Source organism: Sphingomonas sp. PP-CE-1A-559, from assembly GCF_004340965.1.
Taxonomy (GTDB): Bacteria; Pseudomonadota; Alphaproteobacteria; order Sphingomonadales; family Sphingomonadaceae; genus Sphingomonas.
In genome coordinates this window covers 160,936-180,524 of record NZ_SLYA01000001.1, presented here as the reverse complement: position 1 = coordinate 180,524, position 19,589 = coordinate 160,936, and the positions used below count along the sequence as shown (strand labels likewise).

At 65.5% G+C, this 19,589-nt stretch carries 17 protein-coding genes and 1 tRNA gene; 9 read left to right on the top strand and 9 right to left on the bottom strand.

From position 1 onward, the window contains the following. Nucleotides 1-244: 244 nt before the first annotated feature. A complete protein-coding gene (locus C8J42_RS00775) occupies nt 245-868 on the bottom strand; it encodes a DNA-3-methyladenine glycosylase (RefSeq protein WP_133018564.1) in 624 nt (207 codons plus the stop codon). Between the two features lie 60 nt (nt 869-928). Here C8J42_RS00775 and C8J42_RS00770 point away from each other — a divergent pair, with 60 nt between their 5' ends. Further along, nucleotides 929-1,246 (top strand): 2Fe-2S iron-sulfur cluster-binding protein, encoded by a 318-nt coding sequence (locus C8J42_RS00770; RefSeq protein WP_056055072.1) that lies wholly within the window; start codon nt 929-931, stop codon nt 1,244-1,246. 164 nt (nt 1,247-1,410) lie between these two features. Here C8J42_RS00770 and rlmB read toward each other — a convergent pair whose 3' ends face one another. Next, nucleotides 1,411-2,154: a 23S rRNA (guanosine(2251)-2'-O)-methyltransferase RlmB gene (gene rlmB / locus C8J42_RS00765; protein ID WP_056055070.1), complete on the bottom strand. Its 744-nt coding sequence runs from the start codon at nt 2,152-2,154 to the stop codon at nt 1,411-1,413. 161 nt (nt 2,155-2,315) lie between these two features. Between rlmB and C8J42_RS00760 the strand changes: the two genes are divergently transcribed. The 7 genes from C8J42_RS00760 (at nt 2,316) to C8J42_RS00730 (ending at nt 12,566) form a co-directional block, all read left to right on the top strand. Next, a tRNA-Tyr gene (locus C8J42_RS00760) sits at nt 2,316-2,402 on the top strand. 185 nt (nt 2,403-2,587) lie between these two features. Next, nucleotides 2,588-4,984 carry a glycogen/starch/alpha-glucan phosphorylase gene (locus C8J42_RS00755; protein ID WP_207897065.1) on the top strand — a complete coding sequence of 799 codons (2,397 nt, stop codon included), beginning with the start codon at nt 2,588-2,590 and terminating at the stop codon, nt 4,982-4,984. Further along, nucleotides 4,981-7,143 (top strand): 1,4-alpha-glucan branching protein GlgB, encoded by a 2,163-nt coding sequence (glgB, locus tag C8J42_RS00750; protein ID WP_133018562.1) that lies wholly within the window; start codon nt 4,981-4,983, stop codon nt 7,141-7,143. The genes C8J42_RS00755 and glgB overlap by 4 nt, the downstream gene beginning before the upstream one ends. Before the next feature lie 86 nt (nt 7,144-7,229). Beyond that, a complete protein-coding gene (gene glgC, locus C8J42_RS00745; RefSeq protein ID WP_082441369.1) occupies nt 7,230-8,492 on the top strand; it encodes a glucose-1-phosphate adenylyltransferase in 1,263 nt (420 codons plus the stop codon). Between the two features lie 157 nt (nt 8,493-8,649). Next, nucleotides 8,650-10,095 carry a glycogen synthase GlgA gene (glgA, locus tag C8J42_RS00740; RefSeq protein ID WP_133018561.1) on the top strand — a complete coding sequence of 482 codons (1,446 nt, stop codon included), beginning with the start codon at nt 8,650-8,652 and terminating at the stop codon, nt 10,093-10,095. After that, nucleotides 10,092-11,711, top strand: coding sequence for an alpha-D-glucose phosphate-specific phosphoglucomutase (locus C8J42_RS00735; protein ID WP_133018560.1), 1,620 nt, complete (start codon nt 10,092-10,094; stop codon nt 11,709-11,711). Before glgA ends, C8J42_RS00735 begins: the two co-directional genes overlap by 4 nt. Before the next feature lie 18 nt (nt 11,712-11,729). Next, entirely contained in the window at nt 11,730-12,566 is an 837-nt protein-coding gene (locus C8J42_RS00730; RefSeq protein ID WP_133018559.1) for a CoA ester lyase, read from the top strand. 214 nt (nt 12,567-12,780) lie between these two features. Here the strand turns inward: C8J42_RS00730 and C8J42_RS00725 are convergent, their stop codons facing one another. The 5 genes from C8J42_RS00725 to C8J42_RS00705 all read right to left on the bottom strand — a co-directional run bounded on the left by C8J42_RS00725 (nt 12,781) and on the right by C8J42_RS00705 (nt 16,709). Then, the gene (locus tag C8J42_RS00725; RefSeq protein ID WP_133018558.1) at nt 12,781-13,071 is read right to left on the bottom strand and encodes a plasmid stabilization protein; all 291 of its coding nucleotides are present in this window, start codon (nt 13,069-13,071) and stop codon (nt 12,781-12,783) included. Nucleotides 13,072-13,136: 65 nt separating this feature from the next. After that, nucleotides 13,137-13,718 (bottom strand): ABC-type transport auxiliary lipoprotein family protein, encoded by a 582-nt coding sequence (locus C8J42_RS00720; protein ID WP_133018557.1) that lies wholly within the window; start codon nt 13,716-13,718, stop codon nt 13,137-13,139. Nucleotides 13,719-13,726: 8 nt separating this feature from the next. Beyond that, entirely contained in the window at nt 13,727-14,692 is a 966-nt protein-coding gene (locus C8J42_RS00715; RefSeq protein ID WP_056484780.1) for an MlaD family protein, read from the bottom strand. Continuing rightward, nucleotides 14,692-15,600, bottom strand: a complete 909-nt coding sequence (locus C8J42_RS00710) for an ABC transporter ATP-binding protein (protein ID WP_056484782.1) — start codon at nt 15,598-15,600, stop codon at nt 14,692-14,694. Before C8J42_RS00710 ends, C8J42_RS00715 begins: the two co-directional genes overlap by 1 nt. Next, nucleotides 15,600-16,709, bottom strand: coding sequence for an ABC transporter permease (locus C8J42_RS00705; protein ID WP_056061063.1), 1,110 nt, complete (start codon nt 16,707-16,709; stop codon nt 15,600-15,602). The genes C8J42_RS00710 and C8J42_RS00705 overlap by 1 nt, the downstream gene beginning before the upstream one ends. Before the next feature lie 62 nt (nt 16,710-16,771). Here C8J42_RS00705 and C8J42_RS00700 point away from each other — a divergent pair, with 62 nt between their 5' ends. Then, entirely contained in the window at nt 16,772-17,476 is a 705-nt protein-coding gene (locus C8J42_RS00700) for an HAD-IB family hydrolase (protein ID WP_243643972.1), read from the top strand. A 101-nt stretch (nt 17,477-17,577) separates the two neighbouring features. On the opposite strand, the gene crcB is transcribed toward C8J42_RS00700, so the two are convergent. Continuing rightward, complete coding sequence (crcB, locus tag C8J42_RS00695; protein ID WP_133018556.1) at nt 17,578-17,952, bottom strand: fluoride efflux transporter CrcB; 375 nt, start codon at nt 17,950-17,952, stop codon at nt 17,578-17,580. A gap of 212 nt (nt 17,953-18,164) precedes the next feature. Then, entirely contained in the window at nt 18,165-19,514 is a 1,350-nt protein-coding gene (mauJ, locus tag C8J42_RS00690) for a methylamine utilization protein MauJ (protein WP_133018555.1), read from the bottom strand. Nucleotides 19,515-19,589: the final 75 nt, after the last annotated feature.

Here is a 19,589-nt window from a genome sequence, read left to right as displayed (position 1 = left end):
TCCGTTCCGTCACTCCATTGATAACTGGGGTGTTCCGGTTGGCGGGTGTAGCCATTCGAATGGAGAGATGCCGGCTTTCGCTGGGCCGACGTGTGCGCGGGTACGCAACGAATATATGGGAAGCGTCTCCCCTCCCTGGAAGGGAGGGGCTGGGGGTGGGTAGGCCCGCTCGAGCCCCAACCCGGCGAACATGCGAAAACCGACCCACCCCCGCCCCCTCCCTTCCAGGGAGGGGAGTAGAAAGTCAGATGACCTTCATGTCCGCCTGGTAATGATGCCACGCGAAGATCGCCGCCGCGCCGCGGTGCGGGCGCCAGGCCTCCGCCACCTCTCGCGTCAGTTTCTCGCTCGGGCGTGTCTCGTGGCCAAGGATACGCCCGACTTCGATCTGGATCGCGAGGTCGCCCGCCGGCCAGATGTCCGTCCGCCCTTCCGCAAACAGCAGGTAGATCTCCGCCGACCAGCGACCGATCCCCTTCACGCGGACCAGCGCCGCGATCGCCTCCTCGTCGTCCTCGGGCAGGTTGGTGAGGTCGAGCCGCCCGCTCGTCACCTCGTCGGCGAGGCTGCGGGCATAGCCGAGCTTCTGGCGGGAGAGGCCTGCGCTCTTCAGCAACTCGTCGCTGGCAGCGGCGATCTTCACCGGGTCGCCCGCTCCGCCGACCACCGCATCGAGCTTGTTCCACACCGCCGCCGCGGAGGCGACGCTCACCTGCTGGCCGACGATCGTCCGCAGCAACGTCGCGAAGCCGCGCTCGCTGATCCGCGGTGCGGGGTGGCCCGCATTGCCCACCGCGACCGCGAACGCCGGCTCGATTTCGCACAATGCCGCCATCGCGGTTTCGAGTTGCTCTGCGCTCAGGCCCATGATGCTTGATCCTTGGCTCGCGCAACGGCATGAACGCACGAAGATTTTTCGGAGAATGACATGCCCAAGCTTATCGTCGTGACGCGCGAAGGGGAAGAACGCGAGATCATTGGCGAGGCGGGCCTTTCGGTGATGGAAGTCATCCGCGACGCAGGGATCGACGAGATCCTGGCGCTGTGCGGCGGCTGCTGCTCGTGTGCCACCTGCCACGTCCATGTCGACCCGGACTTTGCGGCCAAACTGAAGCCGATGGGGCCGGACGAGGATGATTTGCTCGATTCGACGAGTGATCGTGATGAGTTTTCACGCCTGTCGTGCCAGATCGAACTGACTGAAGGGCTCGATGGCCTGAAGGTAAGAATCGCCGAAGAGGACTGATTTCCCGAGTCCCTCGCCCCTACGGGGAGAGGGAGGGAGAAGCCGCAGGCGACGGAAGGGAGAGGGGCGTTGGGATCCAAGTCCCGAGCCTCACTCCCCTCTCCCTTCCCACCGCAAGTGCGCCGGGCCCCTTCCCTCTCCCCGTAGGGGCGAGGGAGTTCGGGTCACCGCGTCGTTATCGCGTACAACGCAATCGCTGCCGCGTTCGAGACGTTCAGGCTTTCCACCTTCTCCGAGATCGGCAGTTTCGCCAGCTCGTCGCAATGCTGCTCGGTATTCTGGCGCATGCCCTCGCCCTCGGCGCCGAGCACGATCGCGATCCGCTGCGTCCCCATCGCTTCCGACAGCGTCTGCGTCGCGTGGCCCGTAAGCCCGATCCGCCAGAACCCCGCCGCCGCAATCTCTTCCAGAGCGCGCGCCAGGTTCACCACGCGAATCCAAGGCACCGACTCAAGCGCCCCGGACGCAGCCCGAGCGATCGTCCCCGACTCCGGCGGTGCATTCCGGTCCGGCGTAATGATTCCCAACGCATCGAACGCCGCCGCCGAGCGCAGAATCGCGCCGACGTTATGCGGATCGGTCACGCCGTCGAGGATCACCAGCGGGCGGTTGTCGTCCTTGCCGTGCTCGAGCAGGTCGGCGAGCCACATGTCCTCGAGCGGCTCGACCTCGATCACCACGCCCTGGTGCGGCGCATCACCCGGCACCAGCCGCGCCAGGTCCATCGCCTCGGCATAGGTCACCGGCACGTCGGCCGGCAGGTCGAACCCGGCCAGCGCCTCGCGCGTGCCGAGGATCTTGCGCACCGTGCGCTCCGGATTGGCGAGCGCAGCGCCCACCGCGTGCTTGCCCCAGAAGCGGGGGCGGCCTGCCGGTGCCTTGCTCGGCCTGTGTCCCTTGCGTGCCATATTCGCTCTCTATCGTGTCTGTGTATGCCGCGTCCTTGTCGGCATTCCGCTCCCGCGGCAACTATGAACCACGAAACTTCGCAAAACCTGCGTTGACACACCGAGCGCGCTTCGCCATTGAGCCGCCTCGCTTGAAAGAGCGGCGCTTGCAAAAGCGGCCTGGACAGGTGGCCGAGTGGTTAAAGGCAGCAGACTGTAAATCTGCCGGAGTTTCTCCTACGTAGGTTCGAACCCTACCCTGTCCACCACCGCCCCAGCGCGGTGATGGATCATCCCAAATTCAAAGCATTGATCGGCAACATTCTTTTCCATCACGGGAAGGAAGTCCGCGTGACATCGGCTCGCGGACGGCTAGGATCGCCGCGACCGTAACGATTTCGGAAACCGCGTGACCTCAGATCCTGCCGTACAGCCGCCCGTTCAAGCACCCGTCATCCAGGATCTGGCCGACTCGATCCTCGACACGCTCGTCCACCGCATCGGCAAGGATGCGCAGGCCGCACGCCCGCACGACTGGCTTGCCGCGACGATCCTGACCGTCCGCAACGACATCGTCGAACGCTGGATGGCCTCGACCAAGGCGGCGCACGCGGCCGGCGCCAAGCGCGTCTATTATCTCAGCCTCGAATTCCTGATCGGCCGGCTGCTGCGCGACGCGGTGACCAACCTCCAGCGCAACGACGAGGTCACGCAGGCGCTGAAGCTCCACGGCGTCGACCTCGCCGAACTCGAAGAGATCGAGCCCGATGCGGCGCTCGGCAATGGCGGTCTCGGCCGGCTCGCCGCGTGCTTCATGGAGAGCATGGCGAGCCTCGCGCTGCCCGCCTATGGCTACGGCATCCGCTATGTGAACGGCATGTTCCGCCAGCGGATCGACGATGGCTGGCAGGTCGAGATGCCCGAGAACTGGCTCGCGCACGGCAACCCCTGGGAATTCGAACGCCGCGAGAGCGCCTATTTCGTCGGCTTCGGCGGCGAAGTGACGGTCGCAGACAACGGTCAGGTTCACTGGAGCCCGTCCGAGGCGGTCGAGGCCACCGCTGTCGACACCCCCGTCGTCGGCTGGCGCGGCAAGCACGTCAACACGCTCCGCCTCTGGACCGCCAGCGCGTTCGATCCGATCAAGCTCGACCGTTTCAACGCCGGCGATTTCTCGGGCGCCCTCGCCGACCAGACGCGCGCCGAAACGCTCACCCGCGTCCTCTACCCCAACGACTCCACCGCTGCCGGCCAGGAACTCCGCCTTCGCCAGGAGTATTTCTTCTCGTCCGCGTCGATCCAGGACATCGTCCGCCGCCACATCCAGTATTTCGGCGACATCCGCACGCTGCCCGACAAGGCCGCGATCCAGCTCAACGACACGCACCCCGCGGTGTCGGTCGCCGAACTCATGCGGCTGCTGATCGACCACCACGAATTCGCGTTCGACGAGGCGTGGAAGATCACGCGCGCGACATTCGGCTACACCAACCACACGCTGCTGCCCGAAGCGCTGGAGAGTTGGCCGCTGCCGCTGTTCGAACGGCTGCTCCCGCGCCACATGCAGATCGTCTACGCGATCAACGCCAAGCTGCTGCGTGAGGCGCGCGGCACAGACGGCATAGACGACCGCGCGATCTCGGCGATCAGCCTGATCGACGAGGGTGGCGAGCGGCGCGTGCGGATGGCGAACCTCGCCTTTGCCGGTTCGCACAGCGTCAACGGCGTCGCCGCGCTGCATACGCAGCTGATGAAGAAGACGGTCTTCGCCGATCTCCACAAGCTCTACCCGACGCGGATCAACAACAAGACCAACGGCATCACGCCGCGTCGCTGGCTCCAGCAATGCAACCCCGGCCTGACCGCGCTGATCCGCGATGCGATCGGCGACGGCTTCCTCGACGACGCCGAAAAGCTCGTCGATCTGGATGTTTTCGCGGACGACTCCGGTTTCAGGGAGCGCTTTTCGAGCGTGAAGCGTTCGAACAAGGTGGCACTGGCTAATCACATCAAGGAGACGATGGGGCTCCGCGTCGACCCGGACGCGATGTTCGACGTCCAGATCAAGCGCATCCACGAGTATAAGCGCCAGCTGCTCAACATCATCGAGACGGTCGCGCTCTACGATCAGATCCGCAGCCATCCCGAGCGGGACTGGACGCCCCGCGTGAAGCTGTTCGCGGGCAAGGCGGCGTCGAGCTATCACAACGCCAAACTCGTCATCAAGCTGGCGAACGACGTCGCGCGCCGGATCAACGCCGATCCGTCCGTCGGTGGCCTGCTCAAGGTCGCGTTCCTGCCCAATTACAACGTGTCGCTGGCGGAGAAGATCATCCCCGCCGCCGATCTCAGCGAACAGATCTCGACCGCCGGGCTCGAGGCGTCGGGCACCGGCAACATGAAGTTCGCGATGAACGGCGCGCTCACGATCGGCACGCTCGACGGCGCGAACATCGAGATCAAGGACCGTGTCGGCGACGACAACATCTTCATCTTCGGCATGACCGCGGACGAGGTCGAGGCGAAGCGCGCCAACGGCTATGATCCGCGCAGTGTCATCGATGGTTCGAACGAACTCCGTCAGGCGGTCTCCGCGATCGCGTCCGGCGTATTCTCGCCCGACGACAAGACGCGCTACGCCGGGCTGATGGGCGGGTTGTACGAGGGCGATTGGTTTATGCTCGCCGCCGATTTCGACAGCTATGCAACCGCGCAGCGCGCGGTCGACACACGCTGGAACGATCGCGACGCGTGGGTCGCCTCGACCGTCCGCAACGTCGCCCGCGTCGGCTGGTTTTCGTCCGACCGCACGATCCGCGAATACGCGCGGGAAATCTGGACGGTGATGTGAAGCCACCCGAAGGCGCCATCGTTGCCCTGCTGGAAGGGCGTCACGACGATCCGTTCTCGCTGCTCGGCGTCCACAGCGGCCCGACCGGCGTGTTCGCGCGCGTCTGGCTGCCCGGCGCGGACAAGGCCGAGGCGCACGCACTCGACGGCACCGCGCTCGGCACGCTCCCCCGCATCGACGATCGCGGCCTGTTCGAGGGCCCGATTGACGGCACGCAACAGCCGGTGAAGTATCATGCGGAGGCGGGCGACATCTCGTGGTGGGTCACCGACCCCTATAGCTTCGGCCCCGTACTCGGCCCGATCGACGACCTGCTGATGGCGGAGGGAACGCACCGCCGCCTTCACGACAAGATGGGCGCGCACCTCATCGAGCACGAAGGCGCGCACGGCGTCCACTTCGCGCTCTGGGCCCCCAATGCGCAGCGCGTGTCGGTGGTCGGCGACTTCAACGACTGGGACGGCCGCCGCCACGCGATGCGCAAGCGCGGCGACGTCGGCGTATGGGAGATCTTCATCCCCGACATCGCCGAATACCGCGCGTACAAGTTCGAGATCGTCGGCCCGGACGGCCAGCTGCAACCACTCAAGGCCGACCCGTTCGCGTTCGCGGCCGAACTCCGCCCCGCCAACGCCTCGATCACACGGAAACTCGCGCACGACTGGGCCGACACCGATCACCGCAAGCACTGGGCCTCGGTCGATCCGCGCCGTGTGCCAATCAGCATTTATGAGGTCCACGCCGGATCGTGGGACCGCGATGCCGACGGCTGGTTCCTCACCTGGGACGCGCTCGCCGACCGCCTGATCCCGTATGTGGTCGAGATGGGCTTCACGCACATCGAATTCCTACCGATCAGCGAACACCCGTACGACCCGAGCTGGGGCTACCAGACCACCGGCCTCTACGCGCCGTCCGCGCGCTTCGGCGACGTCGAAGGGTTCGCGCGGTTCGTCGATGGCGCGCATCTCGCCGGGATCGGCGTGTTGCTCGACTGGGTGCCTGCGCATTTCCCGACCGACGCGTTCGGCCTCGCGAAGTTCGACGGCACTGCGCTGTACGAGCACGAGGACCCGCGGCTCGGCTTCCACCCCGACTGGAACACCGCGATCTACAATTTCGGGCGCCGCGAAGTGACGTCGTTCCTCGTCAATAACGCGCTGTTCTGGGCCGAGCGCTATCATATCGACGGCCTGCGCGTGGATGCGGTCGCGTCGATGCTGTACCGCGATTATTCGCGCAAGGCCGGCGAATGGATCCCCAACGAGCAGGGCGGCCGCGAGAACTGGGAGGCCGTCGCGTTCCTCCGCGACATGAACCGCGAGATCTACGGCCAGCACCCCGGCGTCTTCACGATCGCCGAGGAATCGACCTCGTGGCCGGGCGTCTCCGCACCTGTGAGCGACGACGGCAAGAGCGGTGGGCTCGGGTTCGGGTTCAAGTGGAACATGGGCTTCATGCACGACACGCTCCAGTACATGGCGCGCGATCCGCTGCACCGGAAACACCATCATGGCGAGATCAATTTCGGCCTCGTCTACGCGTTCAGCGAGAATTTCGTCCTGCCGCTCAGCCATGACGAGGTCGTCCACGGCAAGGGCTCGCTGCTGACCAAGATGCCCGGCGACGACTGGCAGCAATTCGCCAATCTGCGCGCCTATTACGCGTTCATGTGGGGCTATCCGGGCAAGAAGCTGCTCTTCATGGGGCAGGAATTCGCGCAGCGTCGCGAATGGTCGGAAGCGCGCGCGCTCGACTGGGATCTGCGCAACGCGCGCAGCCATGAGGGCATCCGCAACCTCGTCCGCGACCTCAACACCGTCTACCGCGAGAAGCCGGCGCTGCACGCGCGCGATTGCGAGGCGGAGGGCTTCGAATGGCTGGTCGCCGACGATGCCGCCAATTCGGTGTTCGCGTGGTTGCGCAAGGCCCCCGGCGCGAAGCCGATCGCGATCGTCGCCAACATGACGCCGATCGCGCGCGCGCCCTACCGCGTACCGCTGCCGCTCGACGGCCGCTGGTGCGAGATCATCAACAGCGACGCGCACGACTATTGGGGCAGCGGGCTCGGCAATCTCGGCGGCGTCGTCGCGAAGGACGGCGCGGCCTGGGTCACGCTGCCGCCGCTCGCGACGATCATGCTCGAATACGAAGGCTGATCGAGTTCGAAGACCGATCTAGCGCAACGACGGAACAAGCCCCGGGTAACAGGGCGTTATACAACCGAACTTAGGGAGAGACTGACATGGTGGAACGGCGGGGACAGCCATTGGCGCGCGACGCGATGGCGTATGTGCTGGCCGGCGGCCGCGGCAGTCGCCTGATGGAGCTGACCGATACGCGCGCGAAACCCGCGGTGTATTTCGGCGGCAAGGCGCGCATCATCGATTTCGCGCTGTCCAACGCGATCAACTCGGGCATCCGCCGGATCGGCGTCGCGACGCAGTACAAGGCACATTCGCTGATCCGCCATCTCCAGAGCGGCTGGAACTTCCTCCGCTCGGAACGCAACGAGAGCTTCGACATCCTGCCCGCGTCGCAGCGGATCAGCGAGTTCCAATGGTACGAGGGCACCGCCGACGCGGTCTACCAGAACATCGACATCATCGAGAGCCACGCGCCCGAATACATGGTCATCCTGGCGGGCGATCACATCTACAAGATGGATTACGAACTGATCCTGCAACAGCATTGCGAGACCGGCGCGGACGTCACCATCGCCTGCCTCGAAGTGCCACGGATGGAGGCGGTCGGCTTCGGCGTGATGGCCGTGGACGAGCACGACAACGTCACCGCGTTCGTTGAGAAGCCCGCCGATCCGCCCGCAATCCCCGGCAATCCGGACATCGCGCTGGCGTCGATGGGGATCTACGTCTTCACGACCAAGCTGCTGTTCGAGGAGCTTCGTCGCGACGCCGCAACCCCCGGATCGTCGCGCGATTTCGGCAAGGACATCATCCCGTACCTCGTTAAAAACGGCAAGGCGGTCGCGCATCGCTTCTCGGACAGCTGCGTCCGCTCGGGGCTCGAGGTCGAGGCCTATTGGCGCGACGTCGGCACGGTCGACGCGTATTGGGAGGCGAATATCGATCTCACCGACGTGGTGCCCAAGCTCGACCTCTACGACCGCAGCTGGCCGCTCTGGACCTATTCGGAGGTCACGCCACCCGCGAAGTTCGTCCACGCCGACGACGGCCGCCGCGGCGAGGCTGTGTCGAGCCTCGTGTCGGGCGATTGCATCATCTCCGGCTCCTCGATCCACCGCAGCCTGATCTTCACCGGCACGCGCGCGCACAGCTATTCGATGCTGGATCAAGCGGTGATCCTCCCGCACTGCGTGATCGGCCGCGGCGCGCGCCTGTCGAAGGTGGTGGTCGATCGCGGCGTCGAAATCCCCGACGGCCTGATCGTAGGCGAGGACGCAGAATCCGACGCCCAACGCTTCCGCCGCACCGACAACGGCGTGGTGCTGGTAACCAAATCCATGATCGACCGGCTCACCGCGTGATGCGCTTGGCGATACCTGCCCCCCTCCCTGAAAGGGAGGGGTTGGGGGTGGGTCGGCCCGTTGGCAGTCGGCTCGCACGCCCCACACCGACCCACCCCCGGCCCCTCCCTTCCAGGGAGGGGTGCAGCCGCCCCATACCAACCGGAGCGCCAAGATAATGCGCGTCCTGTCCGTCGCCTCCGAAGCCTACCCCCTCATAAAAACCGGCGGTCTCGCAGACGTCGTCGGCGCGCTCCCGGCCGCGCTCGCGCCGCATGACGTCGCCCTCACCACCTTCCTCCCCGGCTACCCAGCCCTCGCCGCCGTCACCAAGCGCGCAAAAGTCGTCCACCGCTACACCGATCTGCTCGGCACCGAAGCCTGCATCCTCAAGACGAAGATCGGCGACCACGCGCTGCTGGTCCTCGACGCCCCCGCGCTGTTCGCCCGAGGCGGCGGCCCCTACGGCGACGCGACCGGCGCGGACTGGCCCGACAACTGGCGCCGCTTCGCCGCGTTCAGCCGCGCCGCCGCCGACCTCGCCTCGGGCGCGGTCCCCGGCTACGCGTTCGACATCCTCCACGCGCACGACTGGCAGGCGGCGATCGCCCCCGCGTACCTCCGCTACGCCCCAGGCCCCGGCGTCCCCGCCAAGACGGTCGTCACGATCCACAACATCGCGTTCCAGGGCCGCTACGGCCACGACATATTCGCCGACCTAGCGCTCCCAGACGAAGCCTTCGCGCTCGATGGCGTCGAATATTACGGCGGCGTCGGCTTCCTGAAAGCTGGCCTCGAAGCCGCCGACGCGATCACCACCGTCAGCCCGACCTACGCCGCCGAGATCCGCCGCGGCGAGTTCGGCATGGGTCTCGAAGGCCTCATCAACGACCGCGCCGGCCGCGTCACCGGGATCGTCAATGGCATCGACCCCGCCGTCTGGAACCCGGAAACCGATGCGTCCCTTCCCGCCCGCTACACGGCGCGCACGCTCGCCCGCCGCCGCACCAACAAGCGCACGATCGAAACCCTGTTCGGCCTCGACACCGGCGACGGCCCGATCTTCACCGTCATCAGCCGCCTCACCTGGCAGAAGGGCATGGACGTCCTCGCCGGCGCACTCGACGAACTCGTCGCGCTCGGCGGCCGTCTCGCGCTGCTCGGCTCCGGCGACACCGAACTCGAACTCGCCTTCCTCGCCGCCGCCGAACGCCACCCCGGCCGGATCGGCGTCCGCATTGGCTATGACGAACCCGTCTCGCACCTGCTGCAAGGCGGTGCCGACGCGATCCTGATCCCGTCGCGGTTCGAACCCTGCGGCCTGACGCAGCTCTACGGCCTCGCCTACGGCTGCATTCCGGTCGTCGCACGCACCGGCGGCCTCGCCGACACCGTGATCGACGCCAACGAAGCCGCGATCGCCGCGGGCGTCGCCACCGGCATCCAGCACGACGGCGTCACGCCCGAAGCGCTAAGCCACGCGCTGCGCCGAACGATGGCCCTCTATGCACGCCCCGATCGCTGGTCCATGTTGCAGCGCAACGCGATGCGCGCGGACTTCTCGTGGGACGAGAGCGGCCGTCGCTACGCAGACCTTTACGCAAGCCTGACGGGGACCGCATGATCCGCACCGTACCGACCACGCCTTATACCGATCAGAAGCCCGGCACCTCGGGCCTGCGCAAGAAGGTGAAGGTCTTCCAGCAGCCGAACTACGCCGAGAATTTCGTCCAAAGCGTATTCGACGTCGTCGCGGACAAGGCCGGCGCGACGCTGGTCATCGGCGGCGACGGCCGCTTCTTCAACCGCGAGGTCATCCAGGTCGCGATCCGCATGGCGGCGGCCAACGGCTTCGGCCGCGTCATCGTCGGCCGCGGCGGCATTCTCTCCACCCCCGCCGCCAGCCACATGATCCGCAAGCGTGGCGCCATCGGTGGCCTCGTCCTCTCGGCAAGCCACAACCCCGGCGGTCCCGACGAGGATTTCGGGATCAAGTACAACATCGCCAATGGCGGCCCCGCCCCTGAGTCCGTGACCGACGCGATCAACGCGCGCACGCTCGAGATCGACCGCTGGCTGACCGTAGACGCCGACGACATCGACCTCGACACCGACGGCGAAGTCACGGTCGGCGATATGCCGGTCGAGGTCGTCGACCCGGTCGAGGACTACGCCGCGCTCATGGAAACGCTCTTCGACTTCGACGCGATCCGCAGCGCCAAGCTGACGATGGCGTTCGACGCGATGAGCGCGGTCACTGGGCCCTACGCCACCGAGATCCTAGAACGGCGCCTTGGCTTCGCGCCCGGCACCGTCCGCAATGGCGAGCCCCTGCCCGATTTCGGCGGCCACCACCCCGATCCCAACCTCGTCCACGCGCACGCCTTGTACGAGACGATGATGGCCCCCGACGCACCCGATTTCGGCGCGGCGTCGGACGGCGACGGCGATCGCAACCTGATCATCGGCAAGCACCGCTTCGTCACCCCCTCCGACAGCCTCGCGATGCTGGCCGCCAACGCACACCTCGCGCCCGGCTACGCAGGCGGCCTCAAGGGCATCGCCCGCTCGATGCCGACCAGCGCCGCCGCAGACCGCGTCGCTGAAGCGCTCGGCATCCCCGCCTACGAGACCCCAACCGGCTGGAAGTTCTTTGGCAATCTGCTCGACGCCGGCATGGCGACGATCTGCGGCGAGGAGAGCGCCGGTACCGGCTCCGACCATGTCCGCGAGAAGGACGGCCTGTGGGCGGTCCTCCTGTGGCTCAACATCCTCGCCGTCCGAGGCGAGAGCGTCGACACGATCGCCCGCGATCACTGGGCGAAGTTCGGCCGTAACTACTATGCCCGCCACGATTACGAAGGCGTCGAGACCCCACGCGCCGACGCGCTGATGGCCGCCCTACGCGCCAGCCTCGCCACCCTCCCCGGCCAGCAGTTCGGCGACCTCACCGTCGAGACCGCGGACGAGTTCGCCTACACCGACCCGACCGACGGCTCGATCAGCCGCAACCAGGGCGTCCGCATCCTGTTCGAAGGCGGCAGCCGCGTCGTGTTCCGCTTGTCGGGCACCGGCACCACCGGCGCGACGCTGCGCGTATACCTCGAACGCTACGAGCCCGTCGGCGGCAACCTCGACCGCGACACCGGCGAGATGCTCGCCAGCATCGTCGCCGCCGCGGAGTCGATAGCCGGCATCGCGCAGCACACCGGCCGCACCGCGCCCGACGTCGTCACCTGATCCACAACGGCCGCTAGCATGACGACCAGACGCCGCCGCAGCGCGCTCTACATGCCCGCCTCGAACGCTCGCGCGATCGCCAAGGCGCGGACGCTCGATTGCGACGTCGTCATCCTCGACCTGGAAGACGCCGTCGCGCCCGACGAGAAGGCCGCAGCCCGTGACCGCGTGGTCGAGGCGGTCCGCGAAGGCGGCTTCGGCGAGCGAGAACTGGTAGTCAGGGTCAATGGCCTCGACACCCCCTGGTATGCCGACGACATCGCCGCGATCCGCGCGATCGGCGTGGATGCGGTACTCCTCCCCAAGGTCTCGTCGGTCGCCGACCTGCTCGCGGTCCGCGTGTCACTAGGCGAAGACGGCCCGCCGGTCTGGGCGATGATCGAGACCTGCGCCGCAATCCTTGCCCTCCCCGCCCTATCCGCAGCAGCAGCCGAAACGCGCCTCACCGCACTGGTCGCCGGCACCAACGATCTCGCCAAGGAGATGCGTTGCCGGCTCGGGGCCGATCGCATGCCGCTGATCCCTGCTCTCACGGCAACGATGATGGCCGCCCGCGCTGCCGGGATCGTGGCGCTAGACGGCGTCTGCAACACCCTCGACGACCCGCCCCGCTTCGTCGCCGAATGCACGCAAGGGGCAACACTCGGGTTCGACGGCAAGACGCTGATCCACCCGTCCCAGATCGATGCGGCCAACGCCGGTTTTGGCCCCAGCGAGGAAGAATTGGCATGGGCCCGCAACGTCGTGGCGGCGTTCGCGAAACCGGAGAATGCCGATAAGGGTGCTATCCGCCTCGATGGCCAGATGGTCGAGCGTCTCCATCTGGTCGAGGCGGAAGCGATTCTCGCCCTCTAAACCCTCTCCCTTCGAGGAAGAGCGGCGGGCCCCGACTGCATCTTACCGAGGCGGACACGTCCTTCGCAGGCTGAAGCGCCGCCGAGAACTGCACGCAAACACCGTTCGTCATCCTGACGAAAGTCAGGATCCAGAGCCATGAAGCGCACCGCAAGTAACTCTGGATCCTGACTTTTGCCAGGATGACAGATCGCTTCGAGGGTGCGCTCCAGCCTTACCCAGCCTTCTTCCGCCGGGTCTCCCAACCCTTCTTCGCAGCCGCAGACTTCACCGCCGCGCTACGCCCAGCCGCCTGCTTCCCGCCCTCATGCGAAGACGCATGCGTATCGGGCTTGCCACGGCCCGAGCCGGACAGGTTGCCCCCGCCAGAATCCTTGTTCACCGCAGCCCAGGCCCGAGCCTCGGCTTCCTTCTCGGGAACGCCGCGCTCTTCATAGCCGTCCGCGATATGCGCGGCCTTGCGCTTCTGCTTGTCGGTGTACGCGCTCTTGTCGCCCTGTGGCATCGTCGCTCTCCTCGTCAGAGAGCGTCAACGCTCAGGCCGACGCCGCGTTCAAAACGAAGGGCCGTTCACCGACCGATCCAGTCCGCCACCTGCGTCGCCACCTGGTTCGCCGCCTGGTTGATCCCGGCCGCGGCCGAGGGTGCATCGATCGCCGAGACCGGTACGCGTGCTTCGAAGCGATGCTTCTCGACCGTCGTCTTGCCGACGCGGGTCAGCGACGCATCGAACGTCACGACCGCCTCGCGCGTCGTCGCGTCTAGGCCGAACGACCGCAGCTCGCCACCGAGCAACCCACCAGGATCGCCGACCGACTGCGCCGTCGACAGCACCACCAGCCCGGTGCGCGCCGCAACCGTATCCGACACCAGCCGCGCGAACAGCCGCGCCGGGGGCTCGGCCCACTGCGCGTCCGTCACGTACGCGATCGAGGTCGGCGTCGCCTGCACCGGCACGCGCGCGGTCGCGAGCGACTGCGGCACGACCGGAACCTGGATCGTGATCGACTTCGCGGTCGCCGAATCCTGGTTCTGGCCGACCGGCACCGACGATGCGCTCGTCAGCGTCAGCAGCGTGGGGGGCGGTTTCGCGCCGAAGCTGATGCACCCGGCGAGTGGCAGCATCGCGATCAGGATGAGCGGTGTCTTCATGGCGTGCCTCACTTACCCTTGTAATCCGGGAGCTTCTGCTGCCCGATCAGCGAACTTGCACCCTGCTGGTCGACCTTCTCGGCGACCGACGACAGCGCCGCGGCGGTCGTGCGGAGGTCGCGGACCAGACGGTTGGCCTCGGGGATCGTCGTCTTGGAGAAGGCCTGCAAGCCTGGCCGTGCATCGCCGATCGCGGCGTTGAGCGTTTCGGCGCTCTGCTGTGCAGACGTAATCGCCTTGTTCAGGTTCGCCATCGCCGGCTTCACGTCCTCGGACAGCACGCCGTTGGTGGTCTTGGCGAGCACACCGAACTGCTGCGCGGCATCGCCGGCCTGCTGGATCGCGACACGCGTCTGCGCGAGCGTCGCGGCGATCTCAGGCCCGCGATCCGCGAGTGCATCCGTCAGGCGGTTGGTGTTCTCGAGGATACCCGCGATCGACGCCTGGTTACGGTCGGTCAGCAAGCCGGTCAGGCGCTCGGTCAGAGTCGACAGACGCTCGAGCAACTGCGGTGCCGAGTTCAGGATCGCGCCCAGGCCACCGAGCTTGGTCGGGATCACCGGCACGCCGTACGGGCATTCGGTCGGCGTCTTCGTGTCGGGGCAGCCGATCGCCGGCGCACCCTTGCGCGCGCCATCGAGCGAGATCTGGCTGACGCCCGTGAAGCCGACGCCCGAGATCGACGCGGTCGTGCCCTGCAGCACCGGCGTCTCGTCGTTGACGCTGATCCGGACGCGGACGAACTGCGGATCGTTCTTCCACAGCGAGATCGTCTTCACCTGACCCGACGGCACGCCTGAGAACACGACGGCAGAGCCGCGCGCGAGCCCATCGACCGACTGGCGGAAGAAGATGTCGTATTCCTTCTCTTCCTTGCCGCCGATCCGCGCGATCCACACGGTGAACAGCGCCAGCAGGGCCAGCAGGATCAGCACGACGGCGCCGACTAGGACGTGGTTCGAACGGGTTTCCATCAGCGCGTCCTTGCTTCTTTCTCGGCGTATGTCGCGTCGGCGTCGTCCGGCGCGGACTGCTTGGACTGGACTTCGGTAGGGTGTCGGGCTGCTTGCTCGTCGGCGCGCTCGTGCGCCTCCTGAGTCGCGACCGCGGCACGGCCGCGTGGCCCCTTGAAATACTCTTCGATCCACGGATGATCGAGCGCGATCAGTTCGTCGATCGTGCCGACCGCGATAACCTTCTTGTCGGCCAGCACCGCGACCCGGTCGCAGATCGCATACAGCGTATCGAGATCGTGCGTGATCAGGAACACCGTCAGCCCGAGCGTCTTCTGCAACGATTGCGTCAGCCCGTCGAACGCCGCCGCCCCGATCGGATCGAGCCCCGCGGTCGGCTCGTCGAGGAACAGCAATTCGGGATCGAGCGCCAGCGCACGCGCCAAGCCGGCGCGCTTCTTCATGCCGCCCGACAGTTCGGCGGGAAACTTGTTCGCAGCATCGGCGGGCAGGCCCGTCATCACCACCTTGTACGAGGCGATCTCCGCGAGCAGCGCCGGCGACAAATCCGGATAGAATTCGCGCAACGGCACTTCGACGTTCTCGGCCACCGTCAGCGTCGAGAACAGCGCGCCGCCCTGGAACAGCACGCCCCAGCGCTTGCGAATCTCGGTCGCCTCGGTTTCCTCGCGGCCGATATTGGGCTCGCCGAACACCGTGATCTCACCCGCGACCGGCGTCTGCAGGCCGATGATCGAGCGCATCAGCACCGACTTGCCGGTCCCCGACCCGCCGACCACGCCGAGAATCTCGCCGCGCCGCACGTCGAGGTCGAGCCCCTCGTGCACCACCGAATCGCCGAACGCGTTCTTCAGCCCCTTCACGGAGATGATGAAATCGTCTGTCTTGTTGTCCGTCTTGCGGGGCATCAGTCCCAACCCAACCAGGTGAAGAACACCGCGAAGAACGCGTCGAGCACGATCACCAGGAAGATCCCCTGGACCACCGCCGACGTGGTGCGCAGGCCGACCTGCTCGGCGTCCGACTCGACCTGCATGCCCTGGAAACAGCCCGCGATCGCGATGATCGCGCCAAACACCGGTGCCTTGATCAGCGAAATATAGAGATCGGTGATCGGCACGACTTCGCGGATCCGCGCGATGAACGTCACCGGCGGAATGCCGAGCTGGACCCAGCACAGCAGCCCGCCGCCAATGATCGCGATGATCGACGCATAGAAACCGAGCAACGGCATCATCACGATCGCCGCGAGTACGCGGGGCAGCACCAGCGCTTCCATCGGCGACACGCCGATCGTCCGCATCGCGTCGATCTCTTCGGTGAGCTTCATCGTGCCCAACTGCGCCGCAAACGCCGAGCCCGAGCGGCCGGCGACCATGATCGCGGTCATCAGCAGGCCGAGTTCGCGGATCGTCAGGCGACCGACGAGGTTGATCGTGAAGACCTCCGCGCCGAACTGCCGCAACTGGACCGCGCCCTGTTGCGCGATGACCATGCCGATCAGGAAGCTCATCAACCCGACGATGCCGAGCGCGGCGACGCCGACGACCTCGAACCGCTGGACCACGGCGTTGAACCGGAAGCGGCGCGGGTGGCGGATGACGCTGCCGAACGCGATCGTCGTCGCGCCGAGAAACCCGAGCAGGCCGAGCATCGTCTTGCCCGACAGTACGACCGCGTCGCCGATCTCGCCGACCACGCGGGACAGCGCACCGACCTTGGCGGGCCGCGCGGCGATCGGCTGGTCGGAGGCGACGACCTGGTCGAACAGCGCCTGGTCGTTCTCGTCGAGCCCGTCGATCGTCGCATCGTTGCGCGCCGCGAACCGGTGGACGACCCATGCGCCGATCGTGTCGATCCGGTCGACGCCGCTCAGGTCGACATGCTTCACCGAAGCCGCGTCGATCGCCTCGAGCCGATCGGGCAGATTGCCGATCTTTGCGAGCGACAGATCGCCGGTAAAGCGAAGCGTGCCGGTATCGGCACCGTCCTGCTGGAAATCGGCCATCGCGCTCATCGGGGGCACCTTTGCGGCAAAGTGACTGGATCGGCAAGATGAATGCGGCGTAAGCGACGACGATGATCGAAATGCCTTCCGCCTCCCCGTCCGTCCGTCTCGCGATCTACGACATGGACAAGACGATCACGCACGCGCCGACCTGGACGCCGTTCCTGCTGCACACCGCGAAGAAAGGCGGCGCACCGTGGCGGCTGGCGCTCGTCCCGTTCGCCGGAGTCGCCGCGCTCGGCTATGTCGGCAAGCTGATCAGCCGCGGCCGGCTCAAATACCTGATGCAGCGCATGATGCTCGGCAAGCGCATGACGCCCGCCGAAGAACGCCGCGCCGCCGAAGCCTTCGCCGACCGCGTCATGCGCGACGGCGTCTTCACCAGCGCCCGCGCGCAGATCGAGGCCGACCGCGCCGCCGGCTACCGGCTGGTCATGGCGACCGCGTCATACCGGTTCTACGTCGAGGCGATCGCGCGGCGACTGGGCTTCGACGCGGTGATCGGCACCGAGAGCCTGCGCGACCGCGACGGCGTCCTGCTCGCCGGCATCGAAGGCGAGAATTGCTATGGCCCGGCCAAACTACGGATGATCCAGGCCTGGATGGACCGCGAAGGCATCGCCCGAGACCACGCCCACGTCCGCTTCTATTCCGACCATGTTTCGGATGCCCCAACCTTCGAATGGTCCGACGAACCCTTCGCGGTGAATGCGCATGGTCCATTGCGGTTGTTGGCGAAGGCGAAGGGCTGGGCAATGCCGGATTGGGAGCGGTAGCTCCGTTGCGCCATCGGTGACGGCAGCCGAAACCTATTTAATCACTATCGCTCAAAATAGGACCGCATCGTTGAAGTGCTGAAGTCTTTGATTTGACGCACTCAGGCCCACCGTCGGACGAGCATCATCGTCAATGCAAGCACCGAGAGAGACAGGATCAAACTCGTGCTCACATAGACAAGTGACTCGACGTATTGCCCACGCTCCCGAAGCGTCACCGAGTCCAGAGAGAAGGTAGAGAATGTTGTGTAACCTCCCAGTATACCCGTAGTAGGGAAAAGACGGAGGTCATTACTTTGAATATTCCGGGCCTCGAAAACGCCAATTACGAGACCCATTATGGCAGATCCAGTCACATTGATTAGCAGCGTGCCGTACGGAAAATCTGGCCCGAGCGCTTTCGTGACAGTCGATCCTAAAGCTTGCCGAAAGACCCCTCCCACTCCAGCCCCGAAGAACACAATTAGGTAGCCCATGTAGTTGTCATCCGCAGCTAGTGATGCGCATGATACGGATCGGTAACGCGGATGACATCATACTTCGGTATGGATCATCTCGTGAACGACCGCTTTCCACCCATCCCAGCTATTCAACCTACGCCCAAAATGGCGGCAGTAACTTCAGCTTTAGCGATGTCCGAAATCGGCCGCTGCTTCATGTGCGATTTTAACGGTCGATCTAAGGCAAATTAATTTTGCGGGGTTAGGTTGGCACGATGCTCCGCGGCTTTGAGCCATTTGGCGATCTCAGACTCAAACCACTCGTGATTGCCCCAACAATTCACCGGTATAAAAGCATCAACGCGGGAGAGCAGCGCCCTCGTGTCAGTATCATAAACGTGCAGCTCCCCATTGCCTAAATAATCGAGCTGGAACCGCCGTAGGTCGGCGATGTTGCGCGCGGAGTGCGCGGACCCGTCGTCCCGAATTGTCAGTCCAGAGTCGAGGTCGAACACAAGCCGTTCATTGTCAAAGTGCAGCTCAAACTCGAAGTCGATGAGGTTGTCAGGTGAACGATAGAGCAGCTTCAACGTTGCTTCCGCGATGTCGACGGCAACGGGGAGCATACCGCGCAGCGCCGAGAACGGCTCACTCCGGCGCAACTCGATATCGAGCAGCGGTACATCGATTGTGCCGCTGATACCTTCCCATGGTCCCTCCATGATTTGTGTCATGAGGTCCGGCGGCATGATGAGGCGAAATCCGGCCAACTCGTAGAGGTGTGCCCGGTAAATCGACGACGGTGTCGGAATGCCAAAGATTTCCTCAATCGCCCGTTCGGCCAGTCCCTGGATGAGGGGCCGCTCTTCATAAAGTTCGTGCACGACGCTGTAGTCGTCAGGATCCATAATCGGCTGCTTGGCGGCATGCGCAATCGCCTGCCGCCGGGCGCGCTGGATATGTACGCCGACATCATTAATGCCGCGCGCCCTGACCTTGGACAGCGCCTCTTTGGCTTGCCCCTCTAGTTTATCGAGCGCATCAGTGATCCAGGCGCCTCGCGCCTGACCCTGGGGCAATGCCGCTTCCAGCACGCGGTAGAAGGTCAGAAACGAATAAGCCGAATGGTCAAGTCCGCGGGCCTCTCGCATGAGAGCGAGTGCGAGCTGACCAGACGCATCCGGTTCCGGCAGGTCGCGCACAACAAAGTCGGCTGTGAGCGTGTGACCGCCCGTTCCTCTACCCGAGGACAGGAACGGCATACTCCCGCCGCCGAAACCGCTGACCCTGACCCCGTATCCCTGCGCCCAGGACAGCGCACTCAGAAACCGCATCATCTTCGTTCGATGATCGCTGGTCGCATCGCGCTCCATACGCATAGCGACTGCAGGACTTGTATTCTGCGTCGGGGGAATGATCCAAAAATCCTGCCCCAGATATACGACTTTGTGCGTCTTTACCGGCCATGGTATGCCGGTCGCCAACGTGGCGACGATCCAGTGTCCCCGTTTCGCCAGCTCACCGACCATGATCGACGCGCGATCGGGCAGCTCGAGTTGCCACGGTGGCCGCGCGGTCGTGTCTGCCGATTCACTCATGGCCAGATGATAGCGGACGATACCTGGCGCTACCACTGAACGAACGGCTTCTTACGGGCCGTCGCCTATCAAAGG

Coding starts and splice junctions, on each gene's coding strand:
- C8J42_RS00775 (WP_133018564.1), bottom strand. CDS start 868: ATGGGCCTGAGCGCAGAGCAACTCGAAACCGCGATGGCGGCATTGTGC.
- C8J42_RS00770 (WP_056055072.1), top strand. CDS start 929: ATGCCCAAGCTTATCGTCGTGACGCGCGAAGGGGAAGAACGCGAGATC.
- rlmB (WP_056055070.1), bottom strand. CDS start 2,154: ATGGCACGCAAGGGACACAGGCCGAGCAAGGCACCGGCAGGCCGCCCC.
- glgC (WP_082441369.1), top strand. CDS start 7,230: ATGGTGGAACGGCGGGGACAGCCATTGGCGCGCGACGCGATGGCGTAT.
- glgA (WP_133018561.1), top strand. CDS start 8,650: ATGCGCGTCCTGTCCGTCGCCTCCGAAGCCTACCCCCTCATAAAAACC.
- C8J42_RS00735 (WP_133018560.1), top strand. CDS start 10,092: ATGATCCGCACCGTACCGACCACGCCTTATACCGATCAGAAGCCCGGC.
- C8J42_RS00730 (WP_133018559.1), top strand. CDS start 11,730: ATGACGACCAGACGCCGCCGCAGCGCGCTCTACATGCCCGCCTCGAAC.
- C8J42_RS00725 (WP_133018558.1), bottom strand. CDS start 13,071: ATGCCACAGGGCGACAAGAGCGCGTACACCGACAAGCAGAAGCGCAAG.
- C8J42_RS00720 (WP_133018557.1), bottom strand. CDS start 13,718: ATGAAGACACCGCTCATCCTGATCGCGATGCTGCCACTCGCCGGGTGC.
- C8J42_RS00715 (WP_056484780.1), bottom strand. CDS start 14,692: ATGGAAACCCGTTCGAACCACGTCCTAGTCGGCGCCGTCGTGCTGATC.
- C8J42_RS00710 (WP_056484782.1), bottom strand. CDS start 15,600: ATGCCCCGCAAGACGGACAACAAGACAGACGATTTCATCATCTCCGTG.
- C8J42_RS00705 (WP_056061063.1), bottom strand. CDS start 16,709: ATGAGCGCGATGGCCGATTTCCAGCAGGACGGTGCCGATACCGGCACG.
- C8J42_RS00700 (WP_243643972.1), top strand. CDS start 16,772: ATGATCGAAATGCCTTCCGCCTCCCCGTCCGTCCGTCTCGCGATCTAC.
- crcB (WP_133018556.1), bottom strand. CDS start 17,952: ATGGGCTACCTAATTGTGTTCTTCGGGGCTGGAGTGGGAGGGGTCTTT.
- mauJ (WP_133018555.1), bottom strand. CDS start 19,514: ATGAGTGAATCGGCAGACACGACCGCGCGGCCACCGTGGCAACTCGAG.